The sequence below is a fragment of the Novosphingobium sp. genome, assembly GCF_036733805.1.
In the GTDB taxonomy this organism is placed as follows: domain Bacteria; phylum Pseudomonadota; class Alphaproteobacteria; order Sphingomonadales; family Sphingomonadaceae; genus Novosphingobium.
Genome location: NZ_DAIMZT010000028.1, coordinates 1 through 23,868, shown reverse-complemented (window position 1 = coordinate 23,868; position 23,868 = coordinate 1). Strand labels below are relative to the sequence as shown.

Sequence of the window (23,868 nt, the reverse complement as noted above, 5' to 3'; positions counted from 1 at the left end):
GCCGATTACTCCTGGTCTTCGGCGCCCGCCGGCGCTTCGCGCACTTCGAGCGGCATGCCGAGCGCGCGAAGCTGTGGTTCAACGATCTTGCGGTCGCCCACGACGATATAGGTGAGATCGGTGGGCTGAAGATACTGCCGCGCCGCTGCGCCGATGGCTTGGGCGTCAATGGCGCGATAAGTGGTCGCTAATTGCTCGTAATAGTTTTCCGGGCGGCCCAGGCGATCGTTCTTGCGGATCGCCGCCAGTACCGCCTCGTTGGTTTCGAAGGCGTTAGGCAGCGCACGGATCGCGCCTTCTGTCACGCGCTGGAGTTCCTCCGGCGTCACCGGTCTGGTTTGGGGGAACGCGGCCATGTCGGCGATCATCGCCCGGATTGCATCGGCGGTGCGGTCGGCCTGCACGGGGGCGTGCAATTGCAGCAGGCAGGGGCCCGTCGCCTGGCTGACGTTGCTGCGCACGCCGTAGCTCCAGCCTTTCTCCTCACGGATGTCGAGATTGAGACGGGAGAGGAAGTCGTTGCCGACAACGTTGTTAGCCAGCGTCAGCGGCTCGGTCCCGCGCGTGCGTCCGGTCAGCGGCAAGACGCGCCCGGCCACGATCACTGATTGCGGGGAATTGGGCCGGTCGATCAGGACGATGCGGCTGCGCGCTGGCGGCACCGGGGTGGTGATCGGCTTTGCCGGAGCCGCGCTTGCCGGAGCCTTCCAGTTGCCGAACGCTTTTTCCAACAGCGGCTTGAGTTGGTCCATGGTCACGTCACCCACCACCGTGATGCGCGCCAGGTCAGGGCGCAGCCACTTGTCGTGTGCGGCGTGAAGGGCGGCAGGGGTTAGGGCCTTGAGCGTTTCCGCACTGCCGAGCCCGTCAGAGGGCAGGGCATAGGGATGCGAACCGAAGACTTCCGCTTCCAGCGCGCGCTGGGCCAGTTCATTGGGCGAGGACTGGACCTGCGCCAGCGCGGCCAGCGCCTGCCCCTTCACCCGCGCCACGTCGGCGTCAGCGAAGGCCGGGTGCAGGACGAGATCGGCCGTGAGCGCCAACGAAGGCTCCAGATTGGCCGTCAGCGCGCTCATCACGACACTGCTGGTGTCGACCGAGGCATCCATGCTGATCGCAGCGCCCAGGCGCTCTTCCTCCTCGGCGATCTGCGTCGCGTTGCGTGAGGTGGTTCCTTCCTCGAGGGTTGAGAGCATCAATTGCTGAGTACCCGGCGTATCGAGCGCGTCAGCGGCATGGCCGGCGTCGAAATCGATTGCGAGCGTCAGCTTGGGCACGGCGGTACGGCGGGCGAGCGTAACGGGAATGCCGTTGGAAAGCGTGGTGCGTTCGATAGCGGGCAACTTCAGGTCCGGCACCGGCGCGACAGGCGGCGCCGTTCGCTTTGGCGCGGCCGCCAGTGGCGGGGCTTTTACATGCGTGTCGGCGGGAGCCGGGCGGCCCGCTTCATTGCCCCAGCCACCCATGCCGTTGCCGCTCTCGGTCCGCTCGCCAGGCACCACCGCAAGCTTGTACACCGGGCGCGAGAGCCATTTGCGCACCGCCGCCTGGACTTGTGCCGGCGTCAGCGCGGCCATGGCGGCAAGGTCGCGCTTGTATTTCGCCGGATCGTGCGAATAGACTTCGCCCTCGGCCAGGGTGGCGCCCTTGCCGTCAAAACCGCCAACGCGTTCCAGCCCTCCGATCTCTCCCGACAGCGTGCTAACAACGGCGCGTTGCACTTCATCCTGGGTGGGGCCTTGCGTGATGAAATCCGCAAGCACTTTGTCGAATGCCGCCTCGGCCTTGGTGCGTTCGACGCCCGGTTTCACCGCCATCGTCGCTTCGAGCACGCTGACCTGCTGGTATATCTGCGCTGCGGCGGTGACTGAGACGGCCAGTTCGCTGCCACGCACCAGCGCGTTGTCCAGTCGTGAGCTGGCCAGGCCGCCCAGAATGCGCATGCCGATTTCCAGCGCCGGCGCGTCCACGTCATTCAGGCCGGGGCCGCTCCATTCGCGGGAGAGGCGCAGCACCGGAACCCGATCCGTCATGTCTCGCGATAGAGGTGCGGAAAGCGTGACCGGGCCGGCGGCGACCGGTTGCACTTCCGGTCCGCGGGGGATTGTTCCGAACCACTTCTCCACCTTCGGGCGGGCGGCTGCGACGTCGATATCCCCTGAAAGCACGAGAACGACGTTGTTGGGGCCGTAGTGATCGGCAAACCACTTGCGGACGTCTCCCAGCGTTGCCGCGTCGAGGTCCGCCATCGAACCTATCGTGGAGTGGCGGTAAGGATGCCCGACCGGAAACAACCCTTCCGAAACGGCATATTCGGCCAAACCGTAAGGCTGGTTGTCGCCTTGCCGCTTTTCGTTTTGAACAACGCCGCGCTGCTTGTCGAGCTTGTCTTGAGTGACCGCCGGGAGCAGCCAGCCCATGCGGTCGCTTTCCATGAACAGTGCCAGGTCCAGCGCCCCGGCGGGAACGGTTTCGATGTAATTCGTGCGGTCGTACCAGGTCGAACCATTAGTCGGTGTCGATCCTGCGGCTTCCAACGGAATGTCGAAGCTGGGGACATTGGCCGAGCCTCCGAAAAACAGATGCTCATATAAATGCGCAAAGCCGGTGCGAGCGCGCGGCTCGTTCTTCGATCCGACCTTGTAGTAAAGCGTGACCGCCACGATGGGCGCCTTGCGGTCGGTATGAACGATCGTGGTCAAGCCGTTGGGCAGGACGAACTTTTCATAGGGAATATCGACCTGCCGGACCAATTCCTGTGGCGTCGCGGGCTGGACCGCTTGCGTTTCCGGCACCGGCGGCGACGCTGCAAATGTTGCCGGACCGGCGCAGAAGAGAAGAATCACGGCGAGAGCTGTGACGCTCGATACGGAAAACGATCGCATGGCCAGTGGTTTAGCAGGTTGTGTGCCGCTGGCCAGAGATTGGTTGGAGGTGAAACGGTCTGCCGCGTTTCCATCGTCACCCAAAGCTGAGGGTTTCGGCGAGCGGTTAGAGATATTATCCATGCCGATCTGGCGGAACCCGCCGACTCCAGTCCGGAATGTCATATAAAAGAAATATAATTGTCATATGAGCGTCTTTTAAACGTAATTGAAGGTTCATGGAGGAACCAGGAGTGAGGAACAGTCTAAGGATATCCACGGTCGCGCTGGCCGCGGCTCTGGGATGGGCGCTGCCGACTCAGGCGAGCGCGGCCGATGCGGACGCCATGCAACAGGAACTTGCCGCGATGCGTGCGCAGATGCAGGCTATGTCGCAGCGTATAGATACGCTTGAGGCTGAACTCGCCACTGCCAAGGTCAAGGCCGACGCCGCAACGCAAGTCGCGCAAAGCGCAACGCAGACCGCTGCCGAGGCTCAGAAGACCGCGAACAAGGCCCCGCCGGTGCAGGTCGCATGGAAAGGCGCGCCGGAACTTACCGGGGATAACGGCTGGAGCTTCAAGCCGCGCGGGCGCATTCAGCTGGACGTGGGCCGTGTCGAAGGACCATCGGGCCTGACCGCGGCGCAGAAGGCGGAACTGGGCACCAGCGTCGAGTTCCGCCGCCTGTACCTCGGCTTCGACGGCACGATGCCGGGCGGTTTCGGGTATCGCGCGGAAATCAACTTTGCCGATTCGATCGTCACCATCAATGACATGTACCTTACCTACAAAGCCGGTAAGAACGTGACTTTGGTGCTGGGTAATCAGAAGCCGGCCTGGGGTCTGGAGGAGTTGACTTCAGATCTTTTCACCAGCTTCCTCGAGCGATCCAGCTTTTCACAGGCATTCGGCTTTGAGCGGCGGGTGGGCTTTGACGCTCAATACACGGGTAAGACGGTGGTCGCGCAACTGGGCGTGTTTGCAGATGATCCCGTTGCCCTGGGCGTAGACAACAACAGGTCGTGGAGCGTCGACGGTCGGTTGGTTGCGATGCCGAAGCTGGCGGGCGGAACGCTTCATTTCGGCGGTTCGGCGCACCTGCGGGAACTCGGTTCCTCCATCACCTCCGTCAAATATCAGACGCGTCCCTTCGCTCACACAACCGATCTGCGCTTCCTCAGCGCCAATGTGTCTGGCGCCAAGGAGGAATTGGGGCTTGGCCTTGAAGCGGCCTATATCAATGGCCGGTTTCACGCGACCGCCGAAAATTACTGGCAGACCGTTCGGCGCGTCGGTTTCAAAGACCCCACGTTTTATGGCGGCTATGCGGAAGTGGGTTACCTGCTGACCGATGACCCGACCGCTTATCGCGCGGGCCTTTATGAACGCATCAGGCCAAAACACGGTTTCGACAAAGGCGGGATCGGCGCCATTCAGGTCAATGGCCGCTATGAATGGCTTGATCTGACCGACGCCGGGATTCACGGCGGGCGTCAGCGGACCGCCGCCATATCGGCGATCTGGATGCCCACGGAATATGTGCATTTCATCGTTGATTACGGGCACGGCTGGGTACGCGACGCGCCTGTGCTTGCCAACGGCAGCGGCGATTACGGCTTCGATACCATGGGGATGCGCGCGCAGCTGGACTTCTGATTTGCGCGTCCGCCTATGAGCGGGAAGCCAAGCCGCACAACCGGCTCGGCGGTTCGCGATCGAATCGCCTATGACAATCACAAACCCGCTGGGCGGATCAGCCGCCCAGCGCGTGTTCTTCCGCAGTGACCGGTTCGTGGGCCGGTCGATCGGACAGCGCTCGTCCGATCCAGATCGCGGACATGGCAAGAACAGCCAGAACCAAGCTGGTCAACAGGACATATCTCACGACATTAAGCGTGGTCCCCCCACGCGCCTCATCCGCGTCGAGATGAACCTCTTCACCGATACGCCACATTATGGCTCTCCCAAACACCCGGAAGCCGGTGGACCGGCAGCATGTAGACCGGGTTTACGGGAAACGCATGAAACTGCCAAAAGTTCCCGCCGGGGCCGGTTACTATGTTCCAGCCGCGCCCTTAAGATGCAGCAAGTGCAAGGTGCGCTCATCGAGACGGCCTTGGCAGAATGCGTCCAACGCATGCGTGAAGCGTTCGCGCAAGGAGCCATCGGGCGCGGCTAGTTGGAACAAGGTCATCGAGCTTCGGAATTTCAGGGCGTCAACCTCACCAAGAATAGCTGTTGCGCTGCGCTTTCCTGCCCATCCCAGCATCCTGTCCGTGCATTCGGCCAGCCGGGATCCCAGAAGCGAATGGGAAAGGTAATTGCGCGCTTCTCCCAACCCGTTGATGGCATAACAGCGCGCCATGGGGCTTTGGCCGAGGCCAGCCAGTTGCGGAAATATGAACCACATCCAGTGGCTCTGTTTGGCTCCAGCCTCGATCTCGCCCAATGCGCGGGAATAAACGTCGCGCTGCGCTTTCACGAAGCGGTCGAGATCGGTGCTTTGAAGGCCGGAGCCTTCGCAATCGGAAGCTTGGGGGAAAGGCGTGGGGACGGGGGCCATTAGCGGCTTTCCCCCCGATCACGATTTTCCTGCACGGCTCCTTCGGTGTCGGCATGGCCGCCGTTTTCGCCGGAACGGTTGGCAGCGCCGACGATCCAGATCATCGAGAGCGCGATGATCGCCAGCGTGAAGCTTATTAGTAGCACATAGCGTACGACCCTTGGGGTCGAGCCCGCGCGCGCTTCGTCCTGGTCCAGGTGGACTTCCGGTCCACGTTTTTCCATGGCGTGTCTCCGACAGCTGACGGTCTCTTGGCCCTTGCTGTCGAAAACAAACGCATCGCCGCGCAGGGCGGTTCCGCCCCGCCGGTCCGCCCTCGTGCTCCTCAGTCGCGCAGAAGTTCGTTGACCCCGGTCTTGGAGCGGGTCTGAGCATCAACGGTCTTGACGATCACCGCGCAATAAAGCGACGGACCGGGCGTGCCATCGGGCAGAGGCTTGCCGGGCATCGTCCCCGGAACGACCACGGAATAAGGCGGCACGCGGCCGATGTGGACCTGACCGGTGGCACGATCGACGATCTTGGTCGAAGCGCCAAGGAACACGCCCATCGAAAGCACCGCGCCCTCGCCAACGATGACGCCTTCCGCCACTTCGGAACGGGCGCCGATGAAGCAGTTGTCCTCGATGATGACCGGGCCGGCCTGCAGCGGTTCAAGCACGCCGCCGATGCCCGCGCCGCCCGAGATGTGAACGTGGTGACCAATCTGGGCGCAGGAGCCGACCGTGGCCCAAGTGTCGACCATCGTGCCTTCGCCCACGTAAGCGCCCAGATTCACGAAGCTGGGCATCACCACCGCGCCCCTGGCGATGTGCGCGCTGCGACGCACAACCGCACCGGGCACGACGCGGATGCCCGCTTCGCGGAATTTCGCCTCGTCCCAGTCCGAAAACTTGAGAGGCACTTTGTCGAACGCCGGCGCGCCGGCCGAGCCATATTCCATCAGGCCGTTGTCATTGAGCCGGAAGCTGAGCAGCACGGCCTTTTTCAGCCATTGGTTGACCACCCATTCGCCGTCCACCTTCTCTGCCACGCGGGCTTTGCCAGCATCGAGCAGGTCCAGGGCTTCCTCCACGATCCTGCGCACATCATCGCTGGCGGGCGTGACGGTGTCGCGCGCATCAAACGCGGCTTCGATCGCGGTTTCGAGTTCGGACATTGCTGCAAGGTCTCCGGAAAAGAGTCGGTTTCGTACCGGCGCGCCTATCGCGGCGCGGCATGAAGGACAAGAGGAAGGGGCGATCGGCCATTTCCGATGTTCTCGGGAAAATGCCCGTTTTCGCGACGTTCACAAGTCTGTACCCGAGGGGCGTGGCGATGTCAAGTAAAAATAACCTATTAGGTTATAATCTGCATCAGTCCTCAGGCCGCATGAGTTCGCGAACGAAGCCGATCAGGCCGGTCTGGCGCGCGCGCCGCATCCGTTCGGCGGCGAGAATCTCAGTGACCTTTTCAAAGCAAGCCCCAATGTCGTCATTCACCACGACATAGTCGTAGCCGTCCCAGTGGCTGATCTCCGAACGGGCCCGCTCCATGCGTCCGGCGATCACTTCGACGCTGTCCGTGCCGCGACCGGTCAGGCGGCGGCGTAGCTCTTCAATGCTGGGCGGCAGCAGGAAGACACGCACGACATCTCGTTCGAGCTTCTGGTAAAGTTGTTGCGTTCCCTGCCAGTCGATATCGAAGAGATAGTCCTGCCCTTCCTTCAGGCCGGCTTTTACTTGCGCCTTGGGCGTGCCGTAACAATGGCCGAAGACTTGCGCCCATTCCAGGAACTCTTCGTCTTTCACCATGCGGTCGAACTCGGCCTGGCTGACGAAATGATAGTCCTTCCCGTCGATCTCCCCGGCTCGGGGCGGGCGCGTAGTAACGGAGACCGACATGCAAATGTGCCGATCATGTTCGATCAACATGCGCGAGATCGTGGTCTTGCCCGCCCCCGACGGCGACGACATGATGAACATCAGGCCCCGCCGGGCGAGGGCGCCACTGGATGCTGGCGGCTGTGCGGGCAAAGGTGCGGACTTGGGCATACCCCTTCCGATGGCCTTCCCGACCGATCAAATCAACCCGGTCCACACCTGATCGGGGGAAATCGGTGCTGCCGGCTTAGCTTTCGCCTTTTCCGCCCATTTCGTTAAGGGTCGCCTCACCCTTGCGCCGGGCCTCGCGCGCCTTGCTGCGATCATAGAGGGTCTTGGCCACCAGAACGCCGCCGACGACGATCGCGCCAGGAACGGAGCGCAGCGCCACGCGCGCCAGAGCGCCGTGAAGCAAGGATTCCTTGAGAGAGCGGCCTTTGATGACTTTCGCGGCCTTTCGTGGACCGTACTTTTTGCCCAGAACCGCTCGTTCGATGGTGTGCCGCACCAGGGCAGCCCCTCCGCGCAATGCAATGTCGGCTATGGCCAGATTAGTGGCGGCATTTGGGCTGGGGCCGTGGATTTCGTCGTCCCGCGGGGCGGCCTTCTTCCCGCTGGGGGATTTGCCTTTCGCTACCACCGCATGCCCATCGTCCGGCAAGTCTTTCGAGACCATCGCCAGTCCATCCTTCCGATCGGAGGGGGTTGGCGGTTCACTTTTTCTTGCCGAAGTCCACCGAGACCACATTGGAGCCATCCTCGCTGGGCGTAATGCGCGAGACCACGTCCCGTTCCTCCGCGTCATTGCCCGCCGGACCGGAAGGTCCATCGCCGTCGTGGTCCGCCATGGCCTGGAATTGCAGCCCGAAGTCGACCGCCGGATCGACGAATGCGGTTATGGCCGAGAACGGAATGTTCAGCTTGGCCGGCACCTGATTGAAACTCAGGCTGACGGTAAAGCCCGTATCCGAGACAACCAGGTCCCAGAATTTGTTCTGCAGGACGATCGTCATCTCATCGGGAAAGCGGGCTTTCAAGTCCGCCGGAATACTTACGCCGGGGGCGCCCGTCTTGAACGTAATGTAGAAATGGTGATTGCCCGGAAGAGTGCCGTTAGTGGCCTCCACCTGGCCGAGGACGCGCCCCACCACCGCGCGCAGGGCTTCCTGCACGATTTCATCGTAAGGGATCAGGCTGTCTGGCGTTGTATCGTTCATCGCACTCTAGGTGCGCATCGTTAACGGGACGGTCAACCCATCCCGGAGGCGATTTTATCGCCGACCGTGGGTTTTACCAAGGAAATCCCCACGCCATCGCATTGCTGCGCGCAATTGATTCCCGCACGCACGGGTCTATAGGCGCATGCCATGCGCACAGCTTCCATTGCCCGCAAAACCCATGAGACCGACATTGCCGTCGAGGTGAATCTCGACGGGACCGGCGCCTACGACATTTCGACCGGGATCGGGTTTCTCGATCATATGATCGAGCAGTTTTCCCGTCATTCGCTGATAGACATCAGGTGCCGTATCAGGGGCGATCTGCACGTCGATCAGCACCACACCACGGAAGACAGCGCCATCGCCATCGGCCAGGCCATTTCGCAGGCGCTGGGCGACAAAGCGGGGATTGGCCGCTACGGCCAGTCCTATTCGCCGATGGACGAAACGCTGGTGCGTGTCGCGCTCGATATTTCGGGCCGGCCTTACCTCGTGTGGAAAGCCGGCTTCACCCAGGAAAAACTGGGCGAGCTTGACACTGAACTGGTCGAGCACTGGTTCCATTCGATTTCGCAGGCCGTCGGGATAACCCTGCATATCGAGTTGCTCTACGGCACTAACAATCACCATATCTGCGAAGGCATCTTCAAGGGCTTTGCCCGCGCTATGCGGAGCGCTGTCGAGCTTGATCCGCGTAAGGGCGGGGCGATCCCTTCGACCAAGGGCCAGCTTGGAGGCTGAGGCGGGTATATGACGGAAGTCCTTGCCCTGATCGACTATGGCGCCGGGAACCTTCACTCGGTGGCCAATGCGCTGAAGGCGGCCGGTGCGCCCAACGTCGCGGTCACCGCCGATCCTGACGTAGTGCGGGCGGCCGACCGCGTTGTACTGCCCGGCGTCGGCTCATTCCGCGCCTGCGCGGAAGGGCTTTGGGGCATCCCCGGCATGGTTGAAGCGATGACCGAGCGTGTCCAGGTCGGCGGTGCGCCATTTCTGGGCATTTGCGTGGGCATGCAGCTTCTGGCGACGAGAGGGCTGGAGCACGGCGTCACACAGGGGCTTGACTGGATCGCCGGCGAAGTGTGCCTGATTGAGCGCACCGATCCGGCGATCAAGATTCCGCATATGGGCTGGAACGACGTGGCGCTGGGTCGGCATGATCCGGCGGGCGGTCTGATCGAGGCGGGCGAGGCATATTTTCTGCATTCCTATCACTTTGCGCCTGACGATGGCCGCGCTGTGGCAGCGATGACCGATCACGGCGGTGGTCTGGTCGCTGCAGTAGGTAGAGACAATGTGGTGGGCGTGCAGTTTCACCCGGAAAAGAGCCAGGACTACGGGCTATCGCTCCTTTCTCGTTTCCTCGAATGGAAGCCGTAAGACCATGATCGTATTTCCCGCCATAGACCTCAAGCAGGGCCAGGTCGTGCGGCTTGCCGAAGGCGACATGGCCCGCGCCACCGTTTATGGGGACAATCCGGCGGCGCAGGCGATGCTCTTTTCCGAGGCGGGATCGCAGTTCCTCCACGTCGTCGATCTCGACGGCTCGTTCGCCGGGCGCGCCGAAAATCGCGAGGCTGTGGAGGCGATACTCGACGTATTTCCCGGCCATGTTCAACTCGGTGGCGGTATCCGTACGCCAGAGGCGGTTGCCGGCTGGTTCGACCTGGGCGTCAGCCGCGTGGTCATGGGCACCGCGGCGCTCAAGGACCCCCAGTTCGTCAAGGACATGGCGAAGGAATATCCCGGCGGCATCGTCGTCGCCGTCGACGCGCGTGACGGCATGGTGGCGACCGAGGGCTGGGCCGAAGTCTCGGACGTCTCGATCGTTGATATGGCCCGCCGGTTCGAGGATGCGGGCGTCGCCAGCCTGCTGTTCACGGACATCGGCCGGGACGGCTTGCTCAAGGGCTGCAACATCGACGCGACGGTGGATCTGGCCCGTCAGACCGAGCTGCCGGTGATCGCCTCGGGCGGCGTCAAGGGCCTTGACGACATCCGGATGCTGGCGCTGCACGCGCGCGACGGGATCGAGGGGGTGATTACCGGGCGCGCGCTTTATGACGGTCGACTGGATCTTGCCGCCGCGATCGCCATTGCCGAGCGGGAGTGATGACTGAGGACCAGGCTGTTGGGCTGATGATGCTGCTGGTCACGCTGCCGGGCTGGGCATGGGCATGGAGCGATTATCGGGAGGGCACGGTACGGCTGATTTTTTTCAGCCGCATGCGCAGTTCGGCTTTGGCCAGGCGTGAATCGCATTCCGCGCGTTTCCGGGCCTATATTGCTTTCAATACCCTTTTGCTCGCTCTGCTGATGTTTGGCGGCATTATACTGATGGTGAAGTCATGACCGTCCGCGTTCGCGTCATTCCTTGTCTCGACGTTGCCAATGGCCGCGTGGTCAAAGGCGTGAACTTCGTAGATCTCAAGGACGCCGGTGACCCGGTGGAGCAGGCGCGCGCCTATGACATGGCCGGGGCGGATGAGTTGTGTTTCCTTGACATCACCGCCAGCCATGAGGCGAGGGGGACCTTGCTGGACATCGTCCAGCGCACGGCGGAGGTCTGCTTCATGCCGTTGACGGTCGGCGGCGGTGTCCGCACGGCGGAAGATGCGCGGGCTTTGCTCCTGGCGGGGGCTGACAAAGTTGCGGTCAATTCGGCCGCTGTGGCGCGACCCGAAGTGGTGGCAGACATTGCCGAAAAGTTCGGATCGCAATGCATCGTCGCCTCGGTCGATGCCCGCCGGACTGCGCCGGGAAAATGGGAGATATTCACCCACGGCGGCCGCAAGGCGACCGGCATCGATGCATTGGAACATGCGGTGAAGCTGGCCGACTACGGCGCCGGAGAACTCCTGGTCACTTCGATGGACGGTGACGGCACGCAGAATGGCTACGATCTTGAACTGACCCGCGCGATTGCCGATTCCGTTTCCGTGCCGGTGATCGCTTCGGGCGGGGTGGGTACGCTGGACCATCTGGTGGCAGGGGTAACGCAAGGACATGCCAGCGCCGTGCTGGCGGCATCGATCTTTCATTTCGGGAAGCATTCGATCGCGGAAGCGCACGCTGCCTTGCGCTCTGCAGGCTTGCCCGCGCGCGGGTAAGTTTCCGGCGGAACACGGTTTCTCGCGTCTGATCCGTATCGGGACAGGCACGCCGTCGTCCTTGCTGCGGTCTTTCGATCGAAGGATGGTTCCGGCGAAGTTTCGACTCGCAGAGGAGCCCCCCGTGCTTCCCTTCAGGTACTGGCCGGCTTTGATTCCGGCATTTTTGGCAGCTCCGGCCTCTGCGTCCGCGGGCCTGCCGCTGCCAGAGCCGAACAGCCTGTTCCTGCTTGGCGTAGGCGTGGTCGGCGTGATTGTCGGCCGACGGCTTTCCTCGAAGGACCCGCAGGACTAGGAGGCTTGACCGCGCCGCTCGCGCGCCGCATGGCAAGCGGGAGATGACCAGTCCCGATACTCTCGCTCGGCTTGAGGCCACGATCGCCGCACGACGGGGCGCTGACCCCGAATCGAGTTATGTCGCGCGCTTGAACGCCAAGGGACCGGGCAAGATCGCGCAGAAGCTGGGCGAAGAGGCGACGGAGACAGTGATCGCCGCGCTGACTCAGGATCGCGCGGCGCTGGTGGGCGAAGCGGCCGACCTGCTGTTCCATCTTATGGTCCTGCTCGGCGCGAAAGGCGTGCCGCTGGCCGATGTCCTGGCCGAACTTGATCGCCGCGAAGGGACGTCCGGCATAGCCGAGAAGGCGGCCCGCGCCGTCGACTGATTGCTGTTTTGACCGGAGAGACCGATGCCGATCGATCCCAAGCTGCCATATGATGAGAATAACGTCTTCGCGAAGATTCTGCGTGGAGAGCTACCGTGCAACAAGGTCTACGAAGACGATTACGCGATCGCCTTTCATGACATTCGCCCGCAAGCGCCGGTCCACGTTCTGGTCTTGCCCAAGGGGACATATGTGTCCTGGGACGATTTCACTTTGAAGGCGTCCGACAGCGAAATCGCCGGGTTCATGCGGGCGGTGGGCAAAGTCACGCGTGAGCTTGATCTGGACGGACCGGGTTATCGCCTGCTGGTCAACATGGGCGCCGCCGGGCATCAGGAAGTTCCTCACTTGCATGTTCACATCTTTGGCGGGCGTCAGTTTTTCCAGATGATCCCCGATTAAGGCGATTTACCGGAAATTTACCGACGAAAGGCGCAGCGCGAGCCGGCAACGGGTTTGCAGCGCGGCCCTGGCCGGTTACACCTCGCCCCGCATGACGACTTTTCCTCAACCCCAAAGCGGCGTGATCGAGGGTGGCGCTCACCTCTATGCCCTGCGCGTGTTCTATGAAGATACGGACGCGGGGGGCGTGGTCTATCACGCGAATTACTTGCGCTGGTTTGAACGGGCCCGCTCCGATCTTGTCGAACTGCTGGGCATTGACCAGCGCGGCGCGCTGGACCGGGGAGAGGGGGTTTATACGGTTGCCGAACTGGCGATCCGCTATCTCTCGCCGGCAAGGCTCGGCGATGCCGTGCGGATCGAGACCACGGCCCTTCACGTCGGCGGGGGCAGTTGCACGCTGCATCAGGCCGTCTTGCGTGGAGACGTCCGCCTGGCGGAAGCGACCGTAAAGGTGGCGTTCATCGGCCCTGACGGACGACCGCGCCGGCAACCGGCCGCCTGGCGGGACGCATTTGCACTGCTCGCCGTATCACCTGGTTCTGGCCCTGGAAGCGGCCTGGAAGGACAAGAATGACTCTCGACCTGCTTGCTTACACTCTCAACTTCGCCGGTGAGCCGGGCCGCCTCAATCCGGTCAAGCTGTTCCTCGATGCGGACATCGTGGTGCAGGCCATCATGATGGGGCTGATCCTGGCGAGCATCTGGGTCTGGACCATCATCGTCACCTTCATGCTGCGCATGGGCAGCGTCGCGCGCCGGTGCAAAGAGTACGAGGAAGGATTTTGGGAAGCGCATAATTTCGAGACTTATCAGAAGGAACGGCGCCGAGGAGATGTGCCGATGGGGAAAGTGGCGGGCGCGGGGCTGTCTGAATGGCGGCGCAACGCCTCGCTCAAAACCTTTGATCCCGAGGGCGCGCGCCAGCGCATCGGCATGGCCATGAATTCGGCCGTGGGCGAAGAGGCGGACAATCTGGCGGCCCGCCTGAACTTTCTGGCGACGGTCGGGTCGGTGGCGCCGTTCGTGGGTCTGTTCGGCACCGTCTGGGGCATCATGAACAGCTTCTTCCAGATCGGCCAGCAGCAGAACTCCTCGCTGGCGGTGGTCGCCCCCGGTATTTCGGAAGCGTTGTTCGCGACTGCCATCGGCCTGTTCGCCGCAATTCCGGCGGTCATCGCCTACAATCGTTTCTCGCACCGGGTAAATGCGTTCGAGGCGCGGTTGCAGCGCTTTGCCGACAAGCTTCACGCGGCGCTGACCCGTCAGCTGGAAGCGCACTGATGGCGATGGGCCTTCACTCTTCGGGCGGTGGCCGACGCGGCGGACGCAGCCGTGCGCCGATGGCGGAAATCAACGTCACCCCGCTGGTGGACGTGATGCTGGTGCTGCTTATCATCTTCATGGTCACCGCGCCGCTGCTTAAGGCGGCCGTGCCGATCGAGCTGCCGCAAAGCCGCGCTAAAGCTATGAGCGAGGAAGCGAACGAGGTTACGATCACTCTTCGTCGCGACGGCACCATATACTTTGAAACCGTGCCGTTGGCGCCCGGCGAACTGGCGGACCGGCTGGCTTCGGTGCCGCCTGGCCCAGGCGGCAAGCCGCCACTGGTGACGCTGCGCGCGGATAAGGCGCTGGATTACGGCCGCGTGATGGAGGTGATGGGGGAACTGAACCGTGCGGGCTTTACGTCGATCTCGCTGGTGACGGATGTCAGCAGCGGTTCAGGCGGATGAGGTAGGAACGACGGATGGCTTCCACTGGTCTGCGCAGGGAAGAAGGTATCGGCCTTGTCGTCGCGGTTGCGTTGCACGCGGCCGTGCTGGCGGCGCTGCTGTTCCGTCCGCCGCATCACATCGTGGTCAAGCCGCCCGAACGCATCGAAGTGACCATTAGTGACGAGGTTGGAAAAACATCTACCTCACCTGATCCGCTGAGCCAGGCAGCGCCCGATCGCGGTCCGCAACAAGGACAGCCGGCTCCCGCGCTTGTACCGGAAATCGCGCCTGCGCCCGCGTCGTTGCCGCCTGAGCCCAAGCCGCGCGTGATCGAGCCACCGCAACCCCGGCCGGCGTTGAAACCTGCGGTTAAGGCCGTCCCGCGCCTGGCGGAAAAGCCGCCGGCCAAGGTGCAGCCAGACCGAAGAGCCAGCGCGATCGATGATATTCTCGCGAAGCCCAATCGGCCGAGCATCTCATCGACATCGAGTAAGAACGCCAGCCAGCCCAGAAAACCCGGCAGCAGTTCATTCGCCGATGCTTTCAAGAATGGCATTCCCGGCGCGAAGTCGGACTCCGGCAAGGGGACGCCCGCCGCGCAAGTCGGCCCGGAGGTCCGCTCCGCGCTCTCGGCGGCGATCACGCGCCAGCTAAAGCCGCACTGGAATCCGCCGGATGGGGCTGAAGCCGATCAGTTGGTGACGATCCTTTCTTTCAACCTTAATCGTGACGGCAGCCTGGCAGGGCGACCGCAAGTGGTGCGCCAGACCGGTATCACGCCCGCCAACTCGGCGCAGGCCAATCGTCACGCCGAACAGGCGATCCGAGCCGTGCAACTGGCTTCGCCTTTCAACCTTCCTCCGGAATATTACGACGCGTGGAAGCGCGTTTCTTCATTCCGCTTTGACTTGAGGCTTGCGCAATGATGACATCTCGTTCGCTTCCCTTCGTTCTGGCTCTTGCCTTGACCGCCGCTGTTCCGGCCGCTGCGCAGGATGCATCGCCCGCGCCGGTCGCCGGTCCCACCCCGCAGGCCGATCAAGGGCTGAACGCCGACGAGGGTGGCCTTACCGGATCGGTTTCCGCCGATGCCGCGTGGCAGGACCTTGGCATTGCCATCACCACCTTCGCCACGGACGCGGACGTGCCTACTCAGACGAATGCCGGCTCGACCGCTGCGCTGGGGCGCGCGCTGTCCGCCGTGGTGGCCTCTGACCTTAAGAACAACGGATTGTTCAAGCCGTCAGGGCCCGACGGCTTGCCGCAGCCGGCCTTTGCGCAAGTGCAGACGCCGGATTATGGCACCTGGGCCACACGCAACGCGGATATGCTGGTGCAAGGATATGTGCGCGCTGGTGGCGACGGCAATCTAACCGTGGGCTGTTATCTTTACGATGTGAAGCTCAAGCAGCAGCTGGCCAAGGCCGGCTGGCAGGTGAGCCCCGGCGATTGGCGGCGGGCTGCGCACAAGTGTGCCGACATGGTGTATTCGCGCCTGTCCGGCGAAAGTCCGTTCTTCGATTCTCGCATCGCCTATATCGCCGAGACGGGCCCCAAGGGTCATCGCATGAAGCGGCTGGCAGTGATGGATTCGGATGGCGCTAACATGCGTTATCTCACCAGCGGCCAGGCCACGGCGCTGACGCCGCGTTATTCGCCGGATTACTCGAAGATACTTTACCTCTCCTTCCTGAATGGAGAGCCGAGCATCTATATCTATGATCTTGCCACGGATACGCAAAGGCTGCTCGTCCGCAGCAAGAATCCCACTTTCGCGCCGCGCTGGTCGCCGGACGGGAAGTGGGTGCTCTATTCCATGGCCATCGCGGGCAATACGGACATTTACAAGATTCCTTCCGTCGGTGGGCAGGCGCAAAAGCTTACGGACAGCCCCGGCATCGATATCGGCGGCAGCTTCTCGCCCGATGGCGGCCAGATCGTGTTCGAAAGCGACCGTTCGGGATCTCAGCAGATTTACGTGATGAACGCGGATGGTTCGAATCAGCATCGCATCAGCTTCTTCGGAGGGCGCTCGGCAACGCCCGAATGGAGCCCGCGTGGCGATCAGATCGCCTTCACGCATATCGCCGGGAACCTGCGCATAGCGGTCATGACACCCAGCGGGCAGAACATGCGCTATCTAACGGATTCCTGGCAGGACGAGGCGCCCACATGGTCGCCCAACGGACGGATCGTGCAGTTCTTCCGCACCGCCCAGAACTCGGGTACGGCCTCGATCTGGCAGGTCGATCTGACCGGCCGCAATGAACGCAAGCTGCCGACGCCCGTGGGCGCCTCCGACCCGGCGTGGGGACCGGTGCGACAATGATAAACAACCATTCAGGTTGACTGAGTTAACAATTGCACGGAACTTCCCCCTTAGTCGGCCATTGCTTGGTGGCCGAGCAGCACTGGAGATAGGTCATGTCTTCTTCCTCGACGATGTCTCGTAACGCCAAAAGCGGTGCGATCGTGCTTCTGGCGGCCGGCGCGCTTGCGGTCTCGGCATGCAAGACTCATGCGCCCAAGCAGTTGCCGCCGGAGCCCGGCCCGGCGACCAGCAGCACCACTGCCGAGCCTACGGGACCGACAGCGGGCAGCCAGGCCGATTTTCTGGCAAAGATGATGGGCTCCGACACCATCTATTTCGACACGGATAAATACGACATCGATTCGGCTGACCAGGCCGCCCTTGCCAAGCAGGCGCAATGGCTGATGCAATATTCGCAGAAGCGCGCGACCATTGAAGGGCATTGTGATGAGCGCGGCACGCGCGAATACAACCTCGCCCTGGGGGAGCGCCGAGCCAATGCCGCGAAGAACTATCTCGTCAGTCTGGGTGTCGATGTCTCGCGGCTGACGACTGTCAGCTACGGCAAGGAACGCCCGGTGGCGCTCGGCTCCAATGAAGAGGCTTGGGCGAAAAACCGGCGCGCGGTGACGGTCACGATCGATTGAATCGATTGGTTCGCCGCTGAATTATTCGGCGGCGGGCGGTCCGAAGGGTTGCATCGCCTTCGATTCGCAGCATATCGCCATTCGCATGAGCCGCGCACGCCGATCCATGGACTGGGGTTTCCCGCGCTGGCGCGGCTATGGCAGCTCGCGCGAGGCGACGCGGATACGCATTTGCGACCGGCATGGCTGCAATGAGCCGGGGGACTGCCCCGCGCCCAAGAGCCCCAACAGCCCTGACCGCTGGTACTTTTGCCAGAAACACGCGGCGGAATATAATGCAGGCTGGGACTATTTCGCGGGCCTCGATGCGGAGGAGGCCGCCCGGCGCGAGGCTGAGGAACGATCGGAAGCTTCGGGTTATCGCGAATCCGCTCATTACGGCTGGACCAGTTCGGGTGACGGCACGCGCAGCCGCGATGAATTGCGGGCTCTGGAAGTTCTGGGCCTGGACCCGGATGCCGATTTCGACGCGGTGCGCCGCGCCTGGCGCACCAAGGCCAAGGAAGTTCACCCTGATGTTCGGCCGAACGATGCCGAAGCGGCCAAGGCGTTCCAGACTTATCAGCTGGCTTACGAAGTCCTCCGCGCGGCGGAAGATCGCCGGGAATGGAAGGGCTGAACCCTTCGCATAAGGCTTTCCCACCACGATGGAAAGGTCCCGATCTGGCAATGCTGCTGTCGGGTCGGCAATGACGACGATGACGAGGACCACTCATCATAATAGGAAAATGGGGGCCGAACGCCCCCATTTTCCCGACCATCCACGAGAGGCCCGCCTTTACTTCGGGGCGAGCACCATCAGCATCTGGCGGCCTTCCATGCGCGGATAAGCCTCGATCTTGGCGACCTCGTTCACGTCTTCCTGTACGCGCCTCAGCAGGTCCATGCCCAGTTGCTGGTGCGACAATTCGCGGCCCCGGAAGCGCAGGGTAACTTTCACCTTGTCTCCATCCTCGATGAAACGGAGAATGTTGCGCATCTTCACATCGTAATCGTGATCGTCGATGTTCGGGCGCATCTTGATTTCTTTGATGTCCTGCGTCTTTTGCGACTTGCGCGCGGCATTGGCCTTCTTCTGCGCTTCGTATCGGAATTTGCCGACATCCAGGAACTTGCACACCGGCGGATCAGCATTGGGCGAGACTTCAACGAGATCAAGACCTACATCGGCAGCTTGCTCGATCGCCTGGCGCGTATGCATCACGCCAAGGTTTTCCCCGTTCTCATCGATGACGCGGACCTTGTCGGACTGGATCAAGTGGTTGTAGCGCGGTCCACTCTTGACCGGGGGCGCCATCATGCGCCGGGGTGGGGGTGCTATAAGCGTTCTCCTGAATCGTTATCGTCTCTGGCTCGGATTCGGCGGTCATTAATGCGAAACGCGCGTCTGCGCAAAGCAGGATTCGCGCGTTTCTCATAGGATAACCCGGCGGCCGTGCGCGGGATGGCTGCCATATGGTTATTCATGCCGCCGCGCGCCATAGGGGATAAGTGACAAGTCCCCCGTGCGCAGGCACCAGTGCGTCTATCGCCGTAGCCGGCTGTAGTGCCGAGAGGATCGCCGGATCGGCCGCATTCATCCCTCCCGTAAATGCTCCGAAAGCGGGCAGAATCAGCCGGTTTTCACTGCGGACCACGCAGGGCCGAGCAATGCGTCTGCCCCTAGCGCGGATCACCAGCTGAGGATGGAAATGGCCCGAAAGTTCCGGCTGCATGGCGCCCGCACAAGTCATGTGCCGCAGCCACAGTCCGCCCACCTCCAGTTCTTCGACCCGCATCCCGTCGGCATTGTCGCCCAGGTGAGGATCATGATTGCCGATAATCCATACCCAGTCGAGCGCCCGAGTGAGCGCGGCCAGCATTCCGGCCGCACGATCATCAAGGCGGGCGGGACCAAGGCTGTCATGAAAGTTGTCCCCCAAAGCGAAGACCCGCCGCGCGCCGGTGAGCCGCACTGCCGTCGCCAGGCGCTCCAGCGTCTCGCGACTGTCGTAAGGAGGGAGCATCTGTCCCTCGCGTGCGAAGAAGCTGGCCTTTTCCAGATGCAGGTCGGCTACCAGTAGCGCTTGTTCGGCCGGCCAGAACAGCGCGTTGGGTCCGCCGGCTATGCCGCGGACAAGTTGCATTTCGCGTCCGCAGAACGAAAAGGGAACCATGGCTTTCCCTTGCCGCAGCCGGTGCGATTTGGCAAGCGCGCATGATGACTGATTGGATCCCTTATACCGCCCGCGCCAGCGCATGGTTTCGGACCCTGCGCGATATGATCTGCGCCGAGTTCGAAGCTATCGAGCGTGAGGCCGGCTCCACCGCCATGTTCGAGTACACACCGTGGCAACGCGATGCGGTGGAGGGTGGAGAGGGTGACGCCGGCGGCGGCACTCGCGGGCTGATGAAGGGCCGCGTGTTCGAAAAGGTCGGCGTCAACATCTCGGCCGTGTCTGGAGGTCTGTCGAAGGATTTCGCCGCCAGCATTAACGGCGCTTCGGCCGAGCAGAACGCCTTTTCGGCAACGGGCATCAGTCTGGTAGCTCACATGGCCAACCCCCATGTGCCGGCGGTTCATATGAACACTCGGTTCCTGACCACTACAAAGGCATGGTTCGGCGGCGGCGCCGATCTCAATCCGCCGTTGCCTTACGATGAGGATACCGCCGAATTTCATGCCGCGTTCAAGGCGGCCTGTGATGCCCACGGCCCTGACTACTACAATCGCTTCAAGACTTGGGCCGATGATTACTTCTACATTCCCCACCGCAAGGTTCATCGCGGCGTCGGGGGCATCTTTTACGACCATCTCGAATGCCCCGACGAAGCCGCCTGGGAAGCCAACTTCGCATTTACCAAAGCGGTGGGCGAGGCGTTTCTGGCTGTCTTCCCACGCCTCGTGCGGCGGCGCATGGGCATGGATTTCAGCCCGGCCGACAAGGCGCGACAGCTGGAATGGCGCGGGCGCTATGCGGAGTTCAATCTGGTCTACGATCGCGGCACGCTATTTGGTCTGAAGACTGGCGGCAACATCGATGCCATCCTGATGAGCCTGCCGCCCGAGGCCACCTGGAGTTGATGCATCCGTTCGAGGCTCCGGAGCCGCACCTTGGTTGCAAAATCTGCATCCATTAGGCTTTATACTTGTAGCGGCCCATCAAATCCTGACATGACAGGCAGGTATGCTGCGCCAGTACGAACTTGTTGAACGCGTCAAGGATTATGCGCCCGAGGCTGATGAGGCGCTGCTGAATCGCGCCTATGTCTATACCGTGCAGAAGCACGGGTCGCAAAAGCGCGCGAGCGGCGATCCCTATTTCAGTCATCCGGTGGAAGTCGCCGGTCTGATGACCGAGCTGAAGCTGGATCAGCAGACCATCGTTACGGCGCTGCTTCACGATACGGTTGAGGACACGCTGGCCACGATCGAGGAGATCGAGAAGCTGTTCGGAACGGACGTGGCCCGGCTGGTGGACGGGGTCACTAAGCTTTCCAAGATCGAGGTGATGACGGAAAGCGAGCGCGCGGCGGAAAATCTGCGCAAGTTCCTGCTGGCGATGAGCGAGGACTTGCGCGTCCTGCTCGTGAAGCTGGCGGATCGCTTGCATAACATGCGCACGCTGCATTTCATTAAGAACCCCGAAAAACGCCAGCGTATTGCGCGCGAGACCATGGATATCTACGCCCCGCTCGCTGAGCGCGTGGGCATGTACGAATATATGCGCGAAATGCAGCTTCTGGCTTTCGAGCAGCTTGAGCCGGAAGCCTATGCCACGATCACCGGCCGTCTCGCGCAGATCCGCAGCCAGGAGGGCGGGCAGGTCGATGCGATCGCGCTGGCCATCAAGCAGGCATTGGCCGAGGCCGGGGTAAGCGTCGAGGTGACCGGGCGAGAAAAGCATCCCTATTCGATCTGGAAGAAGATGGCCGAGCGCCATGTCACCTTCGAGCAGATCACGGACATCATGGCTTTCCGTGTGCTTACCGGAACGGCGGATGACTGCTATCGCGCGCTGGGGGTGCTGCATCAGACCTGGCAGATGATTCCGGGCCGGTTCAAGGACTATATCTCCACGCCCAAGTCGAACGGCTACAAGTCGCTTCACACCGCGCTGATCTATGAAAACTCGATGCGCATGGAAGTGCAAATCCGCACCAAGGAGATGCATCGCACCAACGAGTTCGGCCTCGCCGCGCATTGGGCTTACAAACAGGGGGGCGGAATAAGGCCGGACGGTCAGGTCGGCTGGCTGCGCGACCTGATCGAGATTGTTGATGCCAGCCACGATGCCGAGGAACTGCTCGAACATACGAAGCTGGCGATCTATCAGGACCGCATCTTCGCCTTCACGCCCAAGGGGGCCTTACACCAGCTTCCCAAGGGGTCGACCGCGGTTGACTTCGCTTACGCCGTGCATACCGATCTCGGCAACGCGGCGGTCGGCGCCAAGATCAATGGCCGGCACGTGCCGCTGCGCACGCAGCTTATCAATGGCGATGTCGTGGAGGTTATCAAGAGCGCGAGCTCCGAGCCGCAGCTTTCCTGGCTGGGCTTCGTAGTTACCGGCAAGGCCCGCGCCGCGATCCGGCGTGCGGTCCGAGCAAAGGAACGGGCGGAAGTCGCCGAGATCGGCTCGAAGCTCTATGAAGAGATCGTCGGCCGGCTCCCTCAGCGCATTGGCAAGAAGGCATTGGCGGCAGCGGTGCGAAGGTTGGACCTGCGCGACGAGGAAGACCTCATGTTCGCGATCGGCTCCGCGCGTCTCACGGATCGACAAGTGATGGAGGCTCTGGTCCCCGGCAGCACCGCGGAACTGCCCGACGAACCTGAATGGACCCGCACCGAGCGGGCGATTTCGATTCGGGGCCTGACGCCTGGCATGGGCTTTGAGCTTGCGGGATGCTGCCATCCGGTCCCCGGCGACCGCATCGTTGGCCTACGTCGGCCCGATCATAAGGTGGAGGTGCACACCATCGACTGTCTCACACTGGCGAGCGGGATCGACGCCGACTGGCTGGACCTTTCCTGGGGCGAACGCACCACTGGCGCAATCGGCCGGCTGCAGCTGGTGCTCTACAACCGCCCCGGCACACTGGCGGAAGTGACGCAGATCTTCGCCGGAAATCGCGCCAACGTAACGAACCTGCAAATGGTCCAGCGTGACGAGCCCTTCGGCACTTACGAGGTGGACCTGGAGGTCAACGACCTGGCGCACTTGACCCGCATCATCGGCGCCTTGCGCGCCAGCGAAGCCGTCGCCGAGGCCAAGCGGATTTGATAGCACTCCGTTGTCCGGCGCGCTGCCAGGCGCTCTCCTTCGCCCGATAAGAACCGCCGATCCGACCGGAGCGGCCGAGCTCGCCCAATATTTACGCGTCGTGCGGGATTTGCCGTCTCAGACGACTTGCGAAACCCCGCGCCTCACGCTAGGGCGCTGCCCCTTACCAGTGCATGCGGAGCGGTGGCCGAGTGGTCGAAGGCGCTCGCCTGGAAAGTGAGTATACGTCAAAAGCGTATCGAGGGTTCGAATCCCTCCCGCTCCGCCAGCGGCCCCTCCGCAGGGGCCCGTAAAAGTCCACTGGGATCGACTTTTCTATCCTGAAATCTGACACTTAGCAGATCGGTTCGGCCTCGGCCGTCCGTACCCGTTCGCGCCCATCCGGCGAATCGGAGGTACGAAAACGTGGCACGCGCGGTCGAAAAACGTGGTACTTTCAGGAGACCGACATTGCTGACCGATGCGAAAGTTCGCGCCGCCAAGCCGCGCGCCAAACCCTATAAGCTCACCGACGCCAATCGCCTCTATCTGCTGGTCACCCCCAGTGGCGGCAAGCTCTGGCGCTGGAACTACGATTATGACGGCAAGCAGAAGAGCATGGCCTTCGGTGCCTATCCGCTCGTCTCGCTGGCCGATGCGCGCAGCAAGCGCGACGAGGCCTACTCGGTCCTCTGCGAAGGCCGGGACCCCAATGTGGCGAAGAGGCTCAAGATCGAGGAGAATATCGAGGCAGGGCGGCAGACTTTCGAGCGTGTTGCCCGCGAATGGCACGAGAATGCCAAGGCGCAATGGGCCAAAATCCACGCCGCCGATATCATCCGCAGCCTCGAGCGCGACGTCTTCCCCTCGATCGGCGCCCTGCCCATCGCGCAACTGACGCCGCCGCTCGTGCTGGGCGTGCTGCGGGAAGTCGAGGCCCGTGGATCGATCGAGACCGCCAAGCGCATCCGGCAACGGATCTCGGCGGTCTTCGTCTACGGGATCGCTCAAGGGATCGTGCAGAGCGATCCGGCCGAAAAGTTGGGCAAGGTCCTGAAGCCACTACGCAAGGGCCGCCAGCCCGCCATCACCGACCTTGTCCCCTTGCGGAAAATGATCATCGCGGCCGAAGAGGATTACGCCCGGCCAATCACCCGACTGGCGCTCCGCCTGCTGGCATTCACGGCGGTCCGGCCGAGCGAATTGCGCGGCGCGCGCTGGGATGAGTTCGCGGATCTCGACGGTGGCGGACACCTCCATC

Annotated in this window: 29 protein-coding genes and 1 tRNA gene; 20 read left to right on the top strand and 10 right to left on the bottom strand. The window is 62.4% G+C overall.

What is annotated here, in order from left to right; genetic code table 11:
• Window positions 1-5: 5 nt before the first annotated feature.
• Window positions 6-2,885, bottom strand: coding sequence for a M16 family metallopeptidase (locus V7D69_RS08560; RefSeq protein WP_333605579.1), 2,880 nt, complete (start codon window positions 2,883-2,885; stop codon window positions 6-8).
• 233 nt (window positions 2,886-3,118) lie between these two features.
• On the opposite strand from V7D69_RS08560, the gene V7D69_RS08555 reads away from it, so the two are divergent.
• Window positions 3,119-4,522: a porin gene (locus tag V7D69_RS08555; RefSeq protein WP_333605578.1), complete on the top strand. Its 1,404-nt coding sequence runs from the start codon at window positions 3,119-3,121 to the stop codon at window positions 4,520-4,522.
• Window positions 4,523-4,619: 97 nt separating this feature from the next.
• On the opposite strand, the gene V7D69_RS08550 is transcribed toward V7D69_RS08555, so the two are convergent.
• The 7 genes from V7D69_RS08550 to V7D69_RS08520 form a co-directional block, all read right to left on the bottom strand.
• On the bottom strand, window positions 4,620-4,820 hold the full coding sequence (locus tag V7D69_RS08550; protein WP_324061185.1) for a hypothetical protein: 201 nt from the start codon (window positions 4,818-4,820) through the stop codon (window positions 4,620-4,622).
• Between the two features lie 102 nt (window positions 4,821-4,922).
• Window positions 4,923-5,429 (bottom strand): DUF1810 domain-containing protein, encoded by a 507-nt coding sequence (locus V7D69_RS08545; RefSeq protein ID WP_333605577.1) that lies wholly within the window; start codon window positions 5,427-5,429, stop codon window positions 4,923-4,925.
• Window positions 5,429-5,653 carry a hypothetical protein gene (locus V7D69_RS08540; RefSeq protein WP_324061183.1) on the bottom strand — a complete coding sequence of 75 codons (225 nt, stop codon included), beginning with the start codon at window positions 5,651-5,653 and terminating at the stop codon, window positions 5,429-5,431. Before V7D69_RS08540 ends, V7D69_RS08545 begins: the two co-directional genes overlap by 1 nt.
• A gap of 101 nt (window positions 5,654-5,754) precedes the next feature.
• Window positions 5,755-6,588 (bottom strand): 2,3,4,5-tetrahydropyridine-2,6-dicarboxylate N-succinyltransferase, encoded by an 834-nt coding sequence (gene dapD / locus V7D69_RS08535; protein WP_333605576.1) that lies wholly within the window; start codon window positions 6,586-6,588, stop codon window positions 5,755-5,757.
• A 196-nt stretch (window positions 6,589-6,784) separates the two neighbouring features.
• A complete protein-coding gene (gene gmk, locus V7D69_RS08530) occupies window positions 6,785-7,462 on the bottom strand; it encodes a guanylate kinase (protein ID WP_324061181.1) in 678 nt (225 codons plus the stop codon).
• 76 nt (window positions 7,463-7,538) lie between these two features.
• On the bottom strand, window positions 7,539-7,967 hold the full coding sequence (locus V7D69_RS08525) for a hypothetical protein (RefSeq protein ID WP_333605575.1): 429 nt from the start codon (window positions 7,965-7,967) through the stop codon (window positions 7,539-7,541).
• A gap of 37 nt (window positions 7,968-8,004) precedes the next feature.
• The gene (locus tag V7D69_RS08520) at window positions 8,005-8,508 is read right to left on the bottom strand and encodes an SspB family protein (RefSeq protein WP_324061179.1); all 504 of its coding nucleotides are present in this window, start codon (window positions 8,506-8,508) and stop codon (window positions 8,005-8,007) included.
• Between the two features lie 150 nt (window positions 8,509-8,658).
• Between V7D69_RS08520 and hisB the strand changes: the two genes are divergently transcribed.
• The 15 genes from hisB to V7D69_RS08445 all read left to right on the top strand — a co-directional run bounded on the left by hisB (window position 8,659) and on the right by V7D69_RS08445 (window position 17,983).
• On the top strand, window positions 8,659-9,252 hold the full coding sequence (gene hisB, locus V7D69_RS08515) for an imidazoleglycerol-phosphate dehydratase HisB (protein WP_324061178.1): 594 nt from the start codon (window positions 8,659-8,661) through the stop codon (window positions 9,250-9,252).
• A gap of 9 nt (window positions 9,253-9,261) precedes the next feature.
• Complete coding sequence (hisH, locus tag V7D69_RS08510; RefSeq protein ID WP_333605574.1) at window positions 9,262-9,891, top strand: imidazole glycerol phosphate synthase subunit HisH; 630 nt, start codon at window positions 9,262-9,264, stop codon at window positions 9,889-9,891.
• Window positions 9,892-9,895: 4 nt separating this feature from the next.
• Window positions 9,896-10,624 carry a 1-(5-phosphoribosyl)-5-[(5-phosphoribosylamino)methylideneamino]imidazole-4-carboxamide isomerase gene (gene hisA, locus V7D69_RS08505; protein ID WP_333605573.1) on the top strand — a complete coding sequence of 243 codons (729 nt, stop codon included), beginning with the start codon at window positions 9,896-9,898 and terminating at the stop codon, window positions 10,622-10,624.
• Window positions 10,624-10,863: a hypothetical protein gene (locus V7D69_RS08500; protein WP_333605572.1), complete on the top strand. Its 240-nt coding sequence runs from the start codon at window positions 10,624-10,626 to the stop codon at window positions 10,861-10,863. The genes hisA and V7D69_RS08500 overlap by 1 nt, the downstream gene beginning before the upstream one ends.
• Window positions 10,860-11,621 (top strand): imidazole glycerol phosphate synthase subunit HisF, encoded by a 762-nt coding sequence (gene hisF / locus V7D69_RS08495; protein ID WP_333605571.1) that lies wholly within the window; start codon window positions 10,860-10,862, stop codon window positions 11,619-11,621. The genes V7D69_RS08500 and hisF overlap by 4 nt, the downstream gene beginning before the upstream one ends.
• Before the next feature lie 124 nt (window positions 11,622-11,745).
• Window positions 11,746-11,916: a PEP-CTERM sorting domain-containing protein gene (locus V7D69_RS08490; RefSeq protein ID WP_333605570.1), complete on the top strand. Its 171-nt coding sequence runs from the start codon at window positions 11,746-11,748 to the stop codon at window positions 11,914-11,916.
• A gap of 43 nt (window positions 11,917-11,959) precedes the next feature.
• Complete coding sequence (locus V7D69_RS08485) at window positions 11,960-12,286, top strand: phosphoribosyl-ATP diphosphatase (protein WP_324061172.1); 327 nt, start codon at window positions 11,960-11,962, stop codon at window positions 12,284-12,286.
• Between the two features lie 24 nt (window positions 12,287-12,310).
• Window positions 12,311-12,688 (top strand): histidine triad nucleotide-binding protein, encoded by a 378-nt coding sequence (locus tag V7D69_RS08480; RefSeq protein ID WP_324061171.1) that lies wholly within the window; start codon window positions 12,311-12,313, stop codon window positions 12,686-12,688.
• 91 nt (window positions 12,689-12,779) lie between these two features.
• The gene (locus V7D69_RS08475; protein ID WP_333605569.1) at window positions 12,780-13,265 is read left to right on the top strand and encodes a YbgC/FadM family acyl-CoA thioesterase; all 486 of its coding nucleotides are present in this window, start codon (window positions 12,780-12,782) and stop codon (window positions 13,263-13,265) included.
• Window positions 13,262-13,972, top strand: coding sequence for a protein TolQ (gene tolQ / locus V7D69_RS08470; protein ID WP_324061169.1), 711 nt, complete (start codon window positions 13,262-13,264; stop codon window positions 13,970-13,972). The genes V7D69_RS08475 and tolQ overlap by 4 nt, the downstream gene beginning before the upstream one ends.
• Window positions 13,972-14,424: an ExbD/TolR family protein gene (locus V7D69_RS08465; protein ID WP_324061168.1), complete on the top strand. Its 453-nt coding sequence runs from the start codon at window positions 13,972-13,974 to the stop codon at window positions 14,422-14,424. The genes tolQ and V7D69_RS08465 overlap by 1 nt, the downstream gene beginning before the upstream one ends.
• A gap of 14 nt (window positions 14,425-14,438) precedes the next feature.
• Window positions 14,439-15,332, top strand: a complete 894-nt coding sequence (locus V7D69_RS08460) for a hypothetical protein (RefSeq protein WP_333605568.1) — start codon at window positions 14,439-14,441, stop codon at window positions 15,330-15,332.
• On the top strand, window positions 15,332-16,735 hold the full coding sequence (gene tolB / locus V7D69_RS08455; RefSeq protein ID WP_333605589.1) for a Tol-Pal system beta propeller repeat protein TolB: 1,404 nt from the start codon (window positions 15,332-15,334) through the stop codon (window positions 16,733-16,735). The genes V7D69_RS08460 and tolB overlap by 1 nt, the downstream gene beginning before the upstream one ends.
• Before the next feature lie 95 nt (window positions 16,736-16,830).
• Entirely contained in the window at window positions 16,831-17,364 is a 534-nt protein-coding gene (gene pal, locus V7D69_RS08450; protein WP_324061166.1) for a peptidoglycan-associated lipoprotein Pal, read from the top strand.
• Window positions 17,365-17,449: 85 nt separating this feature from the next.
• Window positions 17,450-17,983, top strand: coding sequence for a J domain-containing protein (locus V7D69_RS08445; RefSeq protein ID WP_333605567.1), 534 nt, complete (start codon window positions 17,450-17,452; stop codon window positions 17,981-17,983).
• 159 nt (window positions 17,984-18,142) lie between these two features.
• Here V7D69_RS08445 and infC read toward each other — a convergent pair whose 3' ends face one another.
• Together infC and pdeM are read right to left on the bottom strand one after the other, a co-directional pair.
• Window positions 18,143-18,664: a translation initiation factor IF-3 gene (gene infC, locus V7D69_RS08440; protein WP_324061164.1), complete on the bottom strand. Its 522-nt coding sequence runs from the start codon at window positions 18,662-18,664 to the stop codon at window positions 18,143-18,145.
• A 163-nt stretch (window positions 18,665-18,827) separates the two neighbouring features.
• Window positions 18,828-19,520, bottom strand: coding sequence for a ligase-associated DNA damage response endonuclease PdeM (gene pdeM / locus V7D69_RS08435; protein ID WP_333605566.1), 693 nt, complete (start codon window positions 19,518-19,520; stop codon window positions 18,828-18,830).
• A gap of 44 nt (window positions 19,521-19,564) precedes the next feature.
• Between pdeM and hemF the strand changes: the two genes are divergently transcribed.
• The 4 genes from hemF to V7D69_RS08415 form a co-directional block, all read left to right on the top strand.
• Entirely contained in the window at window positions 19,565-20,428 is an 864-nt protein-coding gene (gene hemF, locus V7D69_RS08430; protein ID WP_324061187.1) for an oxygen-dependent coproporphyrinogen oxidase, read from the top strand.
• A gap of 103 nt (window positions 20,429-20,531) precedes the next feature.
• The gene (locus tag V7D69_RS08425) at window positions 20,532-22,628 is read left to right on the top strand and encodes a RelA/SpoT family protein (protein ID WP_324061162.1); all 2,097 of its coding nucleotides are present in this window, start codon (window positions 20,532-20,534) and stop codon (window positions 22,626-22,628) included.
• Window positions 22,629-22,805: 177 nt separating this feature from the next.
• Window positions 22,806-22,896: transfer RNA gene (locus tag V7D69_RS08420), tRNA-Ser, on the top strand.
• A 182-nt stretch (window positions 22,897-23,078) separates the two neighbouring features.
• On the top strand, window positions 23,079-23,868 hold a 790-nt coding region (locus V7D69_RS08415), incomplete at its 3' end, for a tyrosine-type recombinase/integrase (RefSeq protein ID WP_333605565.1).